We start from the raw sequence: 12,287 nt of genomic DNA, 5'->3' as shown, positions 1-12,287 counted from the left end.
AAAAGTGTTTGAGTTTGCTGTTGCGGTTTTCTTTCTGCTGATTACGCCGGGCCCAGGTGTCTTAACAACTGCGGGCATTGGATCAGCATTTGGTTTTCGAGCTGGACTCGCTTTTGTGGCTGGTTTGATGCTGGGCGGGTTCATCAACATGATGTTGGTTGTCTCTGGAGTCGCTGCGTTAGTTTTGGCTATTCCGGTGCTTAGAACTTTCCTGCTATTCGCCTCTGTCGGGTATTTGGGATTTCTCGCCTGGCGTATTGCAAGCGCTGGCTCAAAGGTCGGGTTTTCCCCCGCGGTCTCGCCACTTGGGTTTGCGAACGGGCTGACACTTCAGTTCATTAATCCCAAGGCTTACGTGGTCGGCACTGCATTGTTTTCAGGGTTTGCCTTTATGCCCGATGCGCCCGTTTGGGAGGTCGTCATAAAAATCGTAGTATTCAATATGATTTGGGTGCCAGTTCACATGATCTGGCTGGGTGCTGGCGCAAAGCTGGGCAGCCTTGATTTAAGTGAGAGTTCACATCAAAGGATCAACTTTGCGATGGCGGCTTCATTGATGGTTGTTGTGGTGATTGCTTTGGCGTCGGCGCTTTAAACGAAACCTGCGTCAGTCGTACCTAGCAGACGGTTGAAAGACACAAATCAAAGTGACGCCGTTATTCCGCCATCAACGTAGAGAGTATGTCCATTGACGAAACTGGATGCAGGGGAGGCAAGGAATATGGCGGCGCCGACAAGTTCTTCTACATTGCCCCAGCGACCGGCTGGGGTGCGTTTCTCAAGCCATGCACTGAACTCTGGGTCAGCAACCAATGCGGCGTTCAAAGGTGTATCGAAATATCCAGGCGCAATGGCATTGCAGTTTAGACCATATTTAGCCCAATCAGTTGCCATTCCCTTTGTAAGGTTGGTCACGGCGCCTTTTGTCGCCGTGTAAGGCGCAATACCCGGTCTTGCTAATGCGGATTGAACCGAAGCAATGTTAATGATCTTGCCTGACTTTCTTTCAATCATGTGCCGTGCCACAGCCTGACCGACGTGAAAGACGGACGCAACATTTGTCTGTAGTAGGCGCTCGAACGCTTCAGCGGGGAAATCCTGTAACTCCGTCCTGTGTTGCATTCCGGCGTTGTTTATCAGGATGTCTATGGGGCCGACATTGTCTTCAAAGTTGTCCACGGCAGATCGGACACCTTCATGATCGGTTACATCGAACGAAAGTTCACGTACCGAGGCGCCTGTTTCCCTCAACTCGGATGCTGCTGCCGCTAGCTTCGCGGTGTCGCGCCCGTTCAAAACGACCTGAGCACCGGCGGCAGCCAAGCCACGGGCCAACGCAAATCCAATGCCTTGGCTAGAGCCTGTTACTAGTGCGCGTGTTCCCTTTAGGTTGAACATTTCAAGCGTCATGCAAAAACCCCTTGGTTGTCAGCACCGACTATCCGTATCTTTTGGCAATCTGTATAGGGAGTCTGTGCAATGTCTTCGGCCAGTGTTGCTGTTGTTATCCATGCCGCAAAAGATCTGAGGTTGGAAAACCGAGACGTACACGATGTGGGGCCAGACGAAGTCTTGATTGCCATGCGCGCGGGTGGGATTTGCGGATCTGACCTGCATTACTACAACCACGGTGGTTTCGGTGCGATAAAGTTGCGTCAACCGATGGTACTTGGACACGAAGTCGCCGGGGAAATCGTGAAAGTTGGGTCAAGTGTGCAGGGGGTGCACTCAGGTCAACTCGTTGCAGTTTCTCCATCCCGCCCTTGCCAAGCCTGCATTTATTGTCTGAACAGGCAGCAAAACCACTGTCTTGATATGAAGTTCTATGGCAGCGCGATGCCGTTCCCGCATATCCAAGGCGCTTTTCAAAGCAAACTCGTGGCAAAAGCAGGTCAATGTGTTCCGGCAGATGGGTTGAGCCCCGCGCAGGCCGCTATGGCCGAACCTCTGGCGGTCTGTTTGCACGCGATTAAACAAGCTGGGAGCCTCTTAGGTAAAACGGTACTTATCACGGGATGCGGTCCGATCGGCTGCCTCACGATCTTGGCAGCACGTCGTTCAGGGGCGGCCAGAATAGTGGCAACCGATATCTCGGACCAGACCCTCGCTTTGGCGCGTGAATGCGGGGCAGACGATGCCATCAACACTTACGCCGATCCGCAAAAACTGGAGACGTTTGAAAAGGACAAGGGCCAGATTGATGTCCAACTGGAGTGTTCCGGGGCTCAATCTGCTCTGGCTTCTGGAGTCGCATGCTTGCGACCGGGTGGAACATTGGTTCAGCTTGGTCTGGGCGGAGATATGACAGTGCCGATGCAAGCGTTGACTTCAAAAGAGATAGTGCTTCGCGGGTCTTTCCGTTTCCATTCCGAGTTCTCAGTCGCGGTCGAGATGATGAGAAGCGGACTAATAAACGTCGACCAGTTGGTGACGCATTCCTTCGAAGTTGGCGAGGTTGTCACTGCCTTTGAGGTCGCGTCTGATCGAAGCCAATCAATGAAGGTACAGTTAACGTTTCCGGAAAATGACGATGGATAGACGAATGCGTGATACTGCAAAGGCTTATGAAAGAGACGGTTTCGTAGCGCCGCTGGATATCCTGACAGCTTCCGAGGTCCAAACGCTGCGCGATGGTTTTGAGAAAGCAGAGCGCATTCTCAGAGACGACCCGGAGAAACTCAAGCTTCTATATTCTTATCCGGACAGGCTAATACCATCATTCGATGCACTTCTTCGCCATCCGAAGCTGATTGAGGCTGCTTCAACAGTGTTGGGGCCGGACCTCATGGTTTGGAGCGGTGCACTTTTCGTAAAAGAAGCGCGATCATCAAAGATAGTCTCGTGGCACCAAGACTTGACCTATTGGGGTTTGGATGATGCTGAAGAGGTAACCTGTTGGGTTGCGATTTCAGAAGCGTCTGAGCAAAGCGGGTGTATGAGGTTTGTTCCTGGCAGCCATAAAAGCCGTATCGTGCCTCACGTGGACACCTTCAGCGAAAACAACCTGTTGTCACGAGGGCAGGAAATCGCAGTCGATGTGAAGGAAAAAGATGCGGTCGCTGCCGAATTGCGTGCGGGGCAGGCATCCATGCATCACGGGCATCTCTTTCACGCATCAGGGCCCAATAACACAGACGATAGACGCATTGGTGCGGCGTTGCGTTTCATAAAGCCCTCAATGAAACAGCAAAACGGCGTGAAGACTTTGGTTGCGCTAGTCGCAGGCCGAGATGATTATGGGCATTTTTTAGTTGCGCCCTCCCCTCAGGGTTTTTTGCATGAGAACGATTTCGATTTGTGTCAAAGGGATGCAGATCGCAAGAAACAAATACTCTTCGCGGGAGTGAAGTGACACCCCTGGCAGGTCTTGTCAGAAGAACTTTGCTTGAGCGGGGCAGGGCGGTTGCGTGGTTTTTGCACATGACCAAACCTGCCTCTTTTAAAAACTTCAAGACCAGTCCCGATATCATCCGCCTTGCTGTGATGCTGTATATTCGATTTCCGCTCTCGCTTCGGAATGTCGAAGATCTGCTGCATGAACGAGGCATCGACGTGAACCACGAAACTGTCCGGTATTGGTGGAACAGGTTCGGCCCGATGTTTGCTGCTGAGATAAGGCGGAAGCGAGTCCAGCAACTGCGGGCATTTTCGAAATGGAAGTGGCACGTGGACGAAGTTTTTGTGAAGGTGAATGGCAAAAGGTACTACCTCTGGCGGGCCGTAGATCATGAAGGCGAGGTGCTGGAAGCCGTTGTCTCCAAGCGCCGAAACAAAGCTGCAGCACTGAAATTCCTCAGGAAACTGATGAAGCGGCACGGTTGCGCCGAAGAGATCGTCACAGATCGCTTCGCTTCCTACAAGGCTGCGCTCAGAGAAATGGGCGCGCTCGAAAAACAACAGACGGGCAGGTGGCTCAACAACCGCGTCGAGAATTCGCATCTTCCGTTTCGACGACGCGAACGCGCGATGCAACGGTTCAGGCGCATGCGAAGTTTACAGAAATTCGCTGCCGTTCATTCTTCCGTCTAAAACCACTTCAACCAAGAAAGATCACTCACCAGCCGAGACACCTTCAAGCTGACCCGCGCCGCCGCTCTTAGCGAGTGGCGTCAACTTTGTTCCGGATAAGAATTGCGGATCCCGCGGCACACTGAGACTGGTTCGAATTAGTCTGGCAGCACCGCCACTCATACCTGTCTCACTTCAGTTGTGTTTTCTGACCCGGAATTGAGTCGCAATTCCCGCGAGTTGGCGCATGCGCTTTCAATCAGAGACGGAGCAAACCGTACACTCAGAACGCAATTCAGGCCTCAGTCTCAGTGGCGCATTTTGGCGGGGTCGCTTTGGGAGGGATTTCCCTGATACCCGGCAATTTACAGGGAATTTTCGTGAGATGGGTCTGGAACCCAGAGTTTCTCCTCTCAGAAATGTATGTTTTTCAGAGGTCTATGCTGCAAATTCCCAAAAAGGTGGAGCAGGGAATTGTTCCCACTGATCAAGGAGGGCGAACCCTGTATCTGGGAGGGCGAACCCTGTATCTGGGAGGCCGGTTCTTGAGGTGTCAAAAGTCGAACGACATTCCTGTTCGGTCCAATCAATTGCGTGGGTAACGCTGACCAGACGCTTGAGTGTGAGTTCGGGCGGCTGGGTGCTGTCGAGAATCGTGGCCTGAATCTTCGGTGAGAGAAAGGCAGTCAGGTCGCAACTCCCGATGAAGCGAGAGAAATCCTGGACTTGAATGGAGGGGACCGCGTCGCGTTTTGAGGATAGGATGACTGACATCAACTCCCATCGAGCAACATTTTTTTGGATTTCTGAAAACCCTAAGGAGATCGAACCATGCGAGTGAGTGTTTTGACATTCAGCGCGCTTCTTACAGGATTTACTGCCGTTCAAGCTCATGCTCAGAACGCGGCTGAGGACATCACCAATCTTTTGCTCAGCAACCGGTCTGGAGACTGCGCGGACTATGCTGGAGTATATTCTGCTTCAGTGGAAGACATCACGCGACAACAACAATTTAGGCCCATTGATTTCCGTTTGGCTGCGTGAATCATCGCGCTCAAATGAGCGGTGCACATGTCTGATCGGGCGCACCAAGGGCGGCATGAACACAAAGTTGCATGCGGTTTGTGACAGATGAGCCCTTTTGCGCTATTGGTTCAAGCACAATGGCGAATGAAGCCCCTGGGATCTGTCTGTCACTGCCGTATAGGTCAGCAACTACATTAGCGCGAGGGCATTGGTCAGCAGCCCGCCAAATGTCGAATGGTTGCTGGGTGAGCGCGGATATGATGCCGATTGGTTCAGAGAAGCGTTGAAAGACAAAGGGATACGCGCGTGCATCCCAGGCCGCAAACAGCGCAAGACAACTGTCCGATACGACAAGTGCCGCTACAAACGTCGCAATCGGATTGAGATCATGTTTGGCAGATTGAAGGACTGGCGACGCGGTTCGACAGGTGTCTCAAAGTCTTCCTCTCAGAAATCGCTCTCGCCGCTTTGGTCATCTATTCGCTATGTGTCCTGAGCCTAATGCTTCCTATCTCGACCTCCCTTTTGCGTTTAGACGAAGCAACCGCGGCGAGAACGATGGCCAATGATTTTAGGTTGGTTCTTGCAGATGTTGAGGGCTCTCGGTCGTCTTCAATTGAACAAAGAAGCTCCCCCATGGCGCCACGAAACCCGTCGTTGAACCATTGTCCTTCGAGTGCAGGCCGCGCAATGCCATGCGCTGTCTCAAGTGTCACAGATTGCGTCGTCAGATCCGGTCCAACTGATGTCAGGCTACCGGTTGTACCTGCAACGTATGTTGTATCGCGAGGCCCAAAGGGAACGCCCCCGTCAAAAACCAGGCTTGCTTGGCCTTGGTCCAAACGAACCAGAGCCTGCGACATCAGAGGCACTTTGTTGGCCTGGCCGCGTGCAGATGTAGCAGTTGCAAAGACGCTTTCTGCTCTATCTCCGACAAGAGACGCAAGAAAGTCGAACCAGTGAATTCCAAAGTCGTAAAGTATCAGCTGGTCGATTTCGTCAAACGGGGTACCTGCAGTCCAGCTGTGATCCCAGTGAATTGAGATATGGGCCGACAGAACATCACCGATCAATCCGGCTGAAACCGCCTCACGCATCCAGGACAGGTGCGGGGCCCAACGACCGTTCTGGTTTACCGCTAGTTTAACGCCTTGATCATCTGCCAGCTTCACAAGGTCATTACCCAGATCGAGGTCGGTAACAAAAGGCTTCTGGCTGAGCACGTGTTTGCCTGCTTGCAGGGCAGCTCTGATGATTGGCACACGATGTTCGGGGTGCAGCGTGACATCGACAACGTCGATCTCGCTATCGGCAAGAAGCGCCTCCCAGTCATCTTCGATGCGTGCAGAGGGGCAGTATTCAGCAGCTTTCTCTTCAGCCTTTGCGCGCGTACGGTTCCAGATTGCGGCGACGTCCCAGCCTGCTGTTCGGTAGGCATCAAGATGGCTTGCAGAAATCCCACCCGTACCAATAACCCCGATCCGGGGTTCATAGCGTCGAGGCATTGGTGGAAGATACTGCAGATCCGGCGCATCGATTTCGTGCAGATGAGCAGATTTTAGTGCGTACTGGTCTGTATTGGCACTGTCTGAGGTCATGCGAGTAACCGAAGTGTTCGTTTTTCATATGCCGAGCGGAGCGCTGTATCGACGATCCGTTGCGCTGTCAGGCAAAGTGCTGGATCCAGTGGCCCTTTGACCGGGACTTCTCTGGATATGCAGTCAAGGACGTACTCAATCGCATTTCGTTCACCTAACGGTAGCGGAGTCACTGGTATCTCGTGCCGGTCAGGTCGTGTGCGGGTTTGAACCGTTATGTGATCGGCATAATCGGGCGATGAAATGGTGCCGTCTGTGCCCACAAAGACGAATCCGCAAGTTGGTTGAGGTTGCGTTGTCCACGGGTCGGTGAAGGTGCCCCAGCGCGTTTCCATTTTTGAGAGCCCGGTTTCATAACGGCAAACGGCAATGGCGTGTTGATCGACCTCAATCCCCGGTGTCTCATCGACTGTGCATGTCACCTCGATCGGCTCCTTTCCCCCTAAATACCAGGTTCCAAGCGTCGCACCGTAGCCAAGGTAATCCAACAGCGACCCACCGCCCGATGCCCGCTTATACCACCATGAGTTCGGTTTCTGACGCTCAACCTCGTCCGGGGTGACTTCGACCTTGTCGGCCAGATGGTATAGGGGGCCGCGATTTCCGTCGTAGAAATGCACTTCGCGCAGGTTGCCGATCATCCCCTCATCAATCAACCGTTTGGCCGTGACGTGGCTTTCGACCCATCGTAATGGCCAGTTGATGATCAACTGTTTGTCGGTCCTATACATTGCAGCCATCATACGGCGCGCATCATCAGAAGATGCGGCAAAGGGCTTTTCGACAAAAACATGCAGGTCGTAAGAGGCCAGACGTTCGGTATATTCCGCATGCTGAGCCGTTGCCACACAAAGAATTGCCATGTCGTAGGGTTCCGCAGCCATGCATGTGTCGAAGTCGGTAAAGATCCGATCTTCGGGAACGCTGAATGCCGTTGCCGCTGCCTTCATCTTGTCCCAATCAGGATCGAATATACCGGCGATTTCAGCGTCAGGGTGATCGTGCACCATCCGAAGCAGGTCACCCATATGCATGTGATCGAAACTGATGCCGACGATCCGGAATTTGGCCATTGGAAACTCCCTTTAGCGCGTGCCGGTGATCCTGACGTAGAGTGCGGTAACTGCAAGAATGATCAGCCCAAACAGGGCCGTGCGCGCACCTTCCGGCATTTGCATCAATGTTAGCATAGTATCCAGCACACGCAGAATAAGTGCGCCCACAATCGCACCTGCGAAACTGCCACGACCTCCGAAGATTGATGTGCCGCCAATCACCGCCGCAGCGACAGAGGGTAACAATAAGGGGTTGGCAAGGCTCAGCGAAGTTTGACGGATCATGCCGAGATAGAGCAAGCCAGCCAGCGCAGCGATCAAACTTGAAAGCACGTAGAGCCCCAGATAGACCTGCCATGCTCGGACCCCGGACAGCTTAGCGGCCTGCTCATTGGAGCCTAGGGCGAACAGCAGCCGACCAAATCCTGTATAGCGCATGAGCCACAGGATAAAGAGCGCAAACGGGATGAATACAAAAAGGCCGTTCGGCATTCCAGCGGTGCGGCCGGTTCCGAGCCAGGCAAGGAAGGCGGGGATTTCGGTGCCAGCATTGATAACGAGGCGTTGATAGACCTGCAGACATCCGGTGGCGATTAACCCCGATCCCAGTGTCATGATCAATGGATGGACCCGGACTAATCCCACACCGATGCCATTTACAACGCCCACAACTAGGCCAGCTGACAGCGCGATCAATACTGCAGGTGTCACGCCCCAAATCGCACTAAGTGTTGCGCAGACGAAGGCTGACACGGTGGCAACTACCCCGACCGAGAGATCTATCCCTGCGGTTAGCATTGTCAGCACCTGACAAGCCGCAAGCATCGCCAACGGAATTGCAAACTTGATCAGGTTGCCAACCCAAAAAGTAGAGATCAGCCCATCCCGACCTGCACGGAAAGGGGTGACGATACCCGGCCGCAATACTTCCAGCACTGCGATCATCAGGATAAGGAAGACCAATAGCGGGATGATCGGGTTGTCTCGCAGATAACGGCCAAAGCGGACCATCGGCGGATCTGTAGTGTTCATGCTCATCGGCGGGTCCCCTTTAAAGAAGCCGCCGTGCCCAGCATAACGACGAGAACCATAATTGTGCCTTCGATAATCGTGGTCACGTTTGGATCGACGGCAAGCAATGTCAGGATCGTTCGAATGATCCGCAAAACGAACACCGCGATGATCGGCCCAAGCAGACCGCCTTTACCACCGCCCAGCACGACACCGCCCAGAACTACGGCCGCGACCGAGGCCATAAGATATGGCCCCGGAACCGGCTCTCCAATCCCGGTCAGCGCAGCGAGGCTTAACCCGCCCATGGCGCAAAACAGCCCGCATAGCGCATAGGCCGTTATCTTTGTTCTTCCCACTGAAACGCCAGAGCGGAAGGCGGCAAGCTCGTCTGATCCGGTGGCGTAAATCGAGAGCCCGAGTTTGGAGCGCCGGATTGGCATCCAGACAACAGCGATGCCAAAGGCAATAATGAGCAGTGCTTTGGGCAGTCCGTTGAACAGAAAGTGACCGCGTATTGCCTGTTCCAGCCAATCTGCAGTCGCGCCGCCCGGTGTCTCAAGGATCAACAGCGCGACGCCTTCCCAGACAAACAGCATGCTGAGTGTCACAACGATGTCTGGCACGCGCGTTACAACGATCAAAAGACCATTGATCAACCCCATCAAAAACCCGACCCCCAACACGATAAACAAAGCCGGTACACCGGCCATGCGTTCCATCAGAACGGCAGCGGTCACGGCGCAGACCGCCATCATGGACGCAACAGACAGGTCGATACCGCCGACGATTACGACGATGGCCATTCCAGCGGTTGCGAAAGCAAAGGGCAGGGCGGCGCGGGCAATACTCTCCAGTCCTGACGCACCGAAAGTCGGCTGTATCAATTTCGTGATGGTCAAAAGGACCATGAGAAGAATCGCTAACCCCATGACCCATGCGTGTTTTCGGATGGCCACGCTCACGCCGCGCCCTCCGTCTCGGTCAGGCCATAGGCCGCACGCATCAGTGTTTGTTCATCCGCGTCAGCGGCATCAATCACATCAACCACACGACCGTTGAAGATTACGACCGCGCGGTCACAGGCAAGTGGGATTTCTTCCAACTCGGACGTGTAGAATAGAACCGCCGCTCCTTGATCTGCCAACTCACGGACAAGCGGGTAAATCTGGCGTTTTGTGCGCACATCGATGCCACGGGTCGGATCGAATAGAAGCAGGGTTTCGACACCTGTCGCGAGCCAGCGACCAATGGTGACTTTCTGTTGGTTGCCACCTGAAAGCCTTTGCACCTCGCCCTGCGCGCGTGTGTCGATCTGCAGTTTCTCGACCGCATAAGCGACCCGATCGCGCTCATGCCGCAGTTTTATTGGTCCCCAGTTCTTGAGCCGGGCAGAAAATGGCAGAGCGATGTTTTCTTTAACTGACCTTTGCGCCAGCAGAGCGTCTGAACGATCGCCCGGAACGAAAGTTATCCCGACGGCAATGGCGTCGGCGGGGTGGGCGAAGTTTACGGGCTTTCCATCAACTTCCATCGATCCTGAAGACGGGCGATCAAAGCCCGCCAGAACCTCAAACAGTTCATCCTGCCCCTGACCCTCAAGCGCGACCACCCCTAGGACCTCGCCGGGGAATAAGTCGAACGAAACATCCGAAAAACTGGGCTCAAAAGCCAGTGACTTAATGCTCAGGCGCGGTGTCTTAGCCTGTGGTTTATTTGCTCGAAGGATCTGACGTGTTCCAATGTCAATCTTCTGACCCAGCATCAATTCGACCACGCGTTCTTCTACGCCGGGTTCAATGTCGAGATCTCCGACAGACATGCCATCCCGCAACACAGTGGCCCGATCGCACAGTTCCGAAATCTCGGTGAAACGGTGAGAAACATAGATCACACCCATCCCGTCATTTGCTTTGCGCCTTACGGTCTTCAATACGCGTTCAACCAGATCCGTCGGCAGCGCCGCGGTCATTTCGTCCAGCAAGAGGACATCTGGTTCAACAGCCAGCGCGCGCGCCAGATCAAGGATGCGCAGTGTAGCAAGTGGCAGGTCGCCAATCATTGCCGATAGTTTCAGACCTTCGATACCAAGTTCTGTAACCCAGTTTTGAAACTGATCGACAGGTGTGTCTGTCAGCCGAAGATTGTCGGATACGTCGAGATCAGGAATGAGTGAGGGTTCTTGATAAACCGGCACCAAACCGGAACGGCGCGCCTCGGCGGGGCTTCCGACAAACGCTTGTTTGCCTCTGATCAATACCTGTCCAGTGTCGGGTTTAAGGGCACCGGTAATGATCTTGACGAAAGTGGACTTGCCAGCACCATTTGCGCCCATCAAGGCGACGATCTCGCCTTCGGCAACCGTGAGGTGCGCATTGGTCAACGCCCGTACGGCGCCAAAACTTTTGGCCACGTCAGACGCGTCGAGAAGTGGTGTGCTGCTCATGGAAGTCCTTGAATGCCGAGTGGGTTGGATTTGCCTTCCGCCCAGCTAAAGGCGGAAGGCCAGTCAATTCGGATCAGCCCTCGCCGGGTCCCTTACAGTCGATAATTTGTTCCATCGTGTAATCGGTCCAGCCGGGAACGGTCACTGATACGGGCCACTCTGGGTCAAGGTTAGGATTCTGAGCCGCTGTGATCGTTTCACGGCCTGCGTCCGTCGCATTCTCCCAAAGCACAGGATCTACAAGAACGGTTTTGTTCTCAGGTGCCTTGCCGTTAAGAATGTCGACAGCAAGAGCAATGCCTGCGCCGCCGACTGAGCCAGGATTTGTCACGGCCGCGCCGTTCAATCCCTCAACCTCGGTCAGATATTGAACAAATCCTGCGTTGTCTGCGCCGACGATTGGAACCAGGGGAGCGCCGGATTCGGTGAACGCATCGACGATTACGTTGTCGATGCCGCTGGTCCAGACACCGTCAAACGGGATACCGGTGGCCAGGTAATCAAAGATCTGTTGCTTGCCCTGGTCTTGCTGCCAGCCGGTGAAAACTTCATGCACCACATTGATATCGGGGTGTTCTGCCAAGGCGCGTTTAAAGCCGTTGTCGCGGTCAGTATCGGCTGAGACGCCAGCAATGCCTCGCATATAGACAACGTCACCTTTGCCACCGAGCTGTTCAAATAACCACTTGGCGCCAAGATAGGCGTATTCTTCTTGATTGTTCGAAAGAATGTAGGCGCCTTCAGCCGAAACACCGGCATCCACGGCAACAATGACGATATCTTGCGCCATTGCTTTTTCCAGTGCCGAATTCAAAGCATCCGGGTTGGATGGGTTCAGCACGATGGCGTCTACACCCGCTTCGATGAGGTTGTTGATGTCTTCCAGTTGCCCGGCTGAATCAGTGTTGCGATGCGCAACGATCAGGTTTGTCACATCGGCTTCGACCAGAGCTTGGGCACGCATGGCGCAAATCATCTGTTCGCGCCAGCCATTGCCTTGAACGGTGTTGGACACTCCGATTGTGTATTGCTTGTGCCCGTCAGCCATCGCCACAGTTGAAAGAGACGCTGAAACTGCAAGAGCAGCAACACCATAAAGTAGGTTCTTCATTTTAGTTTCCTCCCAGTTTTAGTCATTTCAAA

General features: G+C 53.9%; 11 protein-coding genes and 2 pseudogenes. 5 read left to right on the top strand and 8 right to left on the bottom strand.

Annotation, left to right across the window (positions count from 1 at the left end):
* The first annotated feature begins 4 nt into the window (after positions 1–4).
* Entirely contained in the window at positions 5–595 is a 591-nt protein-coding gene (locus tag FN806_RS05345; protein WP_142634752.1) for a LysE family translocator, read from the top strand.
* 47 nt (positions 596–642) lie between these two features.
* On the opposite strand, the gene FN806_RS05340 is transcribed toward FN806_RS05345, so the two are convergent.
* Positions 643–1,410, bottom strand: a complete 768-nt coding sequence (locus FN806_RS05340) for an SDR family oxidoreductase (protein WP_142634750.1) — start codon at positions 1,408–1,410, stop codon at positions 643–645.
* A gap of 69 nt (positions 1,411–1,479) precedes the next feature.
* On the opposite strand from FN806_RS05340, the gene FN806_RS05335 reads away from it, so the two are divergent.
* The 3 genes and pseudogenes from FN806_RS05335 (at position 1,480) to FN806_RS05325 (ending at position 4,128) form a co-directional block, all read left to right on the top strand.
* Positions 1,480–2,538 carry an L-idonate 5-dehydrogenase gene (locus FN806_RS05335; protein WP_142634748.1) on the top strand — a complete coding sequence of 353 codons (1,059 nt, stop codon included), beginning with the start codon at positions 1,480–1,482 and terminating at the stop codon, positions 2,536–2,538.
* Positions 2,539–2,542: 4 nt separating this feature from the next.
* Positions 2,543–3,352, top strand: a complete 810-nt coding sequence (locus tag FN806_RS05330; RefSeq protein WP_246097144.1) for a phytanoyl-CoA dioxygenase family protein — start codon at positions 2,543–2,545, stop codon at positions 3,350–3,352.
* Positions 3,353–3,420: 68 nt separating this feature from the next.
* Positions 3,421–4,128: pseudogene (locus FN806_RS05325) on the top strand (IS6 family transposase).
* 318 nt (positions 4,129–4,446) lie between these two features.
* Here the strand turns inward: FN806_RS05325 and FN806_RS20400 are convergent.
* Positions 4,447–4,902 carry a hypothetical protein gene (locus tag FN806_RS20400; RefSeq protein WP_185956623.1) on the bottom strand — a complete coding sequence of 152 codons (456 nt, stop codon included), beginning with the start codon at positions 4,900–4,902 and terminating at the stop codon, positions 4,447–4,449.
* A gap of 313 nt (positions 4,903–5,215) precedes the next feature.
* On the opposite strand from FN806_RS20400, the pseudogene FN806_RS05315 reads away from it, so the two are divergent.
* A pseudogene (locus FN806_RS05315) lies at positions 5,216–5,520 on the top strand (transposase); the annotation flags it as partial.
* On the opposite strand, the gene FN806_RS05310 reads toward FN806_RS05315, so the two are convergent.
* The 6 genes from FN806_RS05310 to FN806_RS05285 form a co-directional block, all read right to left on the bottom strand.
* Positions 5,511–6,632, bottom strand: coding sequence for a Gfo/Idh/MocA family protein (locus tag FN806_RS05310; RefSeq protein WP_142634744.1), 1,122 nt, complete (start codon positions 6,630–6,632; stop codon positions 5,511–5,513). The pseudogene FN806_RS05315 and the gene FN806_RS05310 sit on opposite strands and share 10 nt — an antisense overlap.
* Complete coding sequence (locus FN806_RS05305) at positions 6,629–7,705, bottom strand: Gfo/Idh/MocA family protein (RefSeq protein WP_142634742.1); 1,077 nt, start codon at positions 7,703–7,705, stop codon at positions 6,629–6,631. Before FN806_RS05305 ends, FN806_RS05310 begins: the two co-directional genes overlap by 4 nt.
* A gap of 12 nt (positions 7,706–7,717) precedes the next feature.
* Positions 7,718–8,725, bottom strand: coding sequence for an ABC transporter permease (locus FN806_RS05300; RefSeq protein WP_142634740.1), 1,008 nt, complete (start codon positions 8,723–8,725; stop codon positions 7,718–7,720).
* The gene (locus tag FN806_RS05295) at positions 8,722–9,663 is read right to left on the bottom strand and encodes an ABC transporter permease (protein WP_142634738.1); all 942 of its coding nucleotides are present in this window, start codon (positions 9,661–9,663) and stop codon (positions 8,722–8,724) included. Before FN806_RS05295 ends, FN806_RS05300 begins: the two co-directional genes overlap by 4 nt.
* The gene (locus FN806_RS05290; protein WP_142634736.1) at positions 9,660–11,144 is read right to left on the bottom strand and encodes a sugar ABC transporter ATP-binding protein; all 1,485 of its coding nucleotides are present in this window, start codon (positions 11,142–11,144) and stop codon (positions 9,660–9,662) included. The genes FN806_RS05295 and FN806_RS05290 overlap by 4 nt, the downstream gene beginning before the upstream one ends.
* Before the next feature lie 73 nt (positions 11,145–11,217).
* Complete coding sequence (locus FN806_RS05285) at positions 11,218–12,255, bottom strand: ABC transporter substrate-binding protein (RefSeq protein WP_142634734.1); 1,038 nt, start codon at positions 12,253–12,255, stop codon at positions 11,218–11,220.
* Positions 12,256–12,287: the final 32 nt, after the last annotated feature.

Source organism: Ruegeria faecimaris (assembly GCF_900182615.1).
GTDB classification, from domain to species: Bacteria; Pseudomonadota; Alphaproteobacteria; order Rhodobacterales; family Rhodobacteraceae; genus Ruegeria; species Ruegeria faecimaris.
The sequence above is the reverse complement of the archived record's forward strand: the minus strand, read 5'-3'. Positions and strand labels throughout refer to the sequence as shown.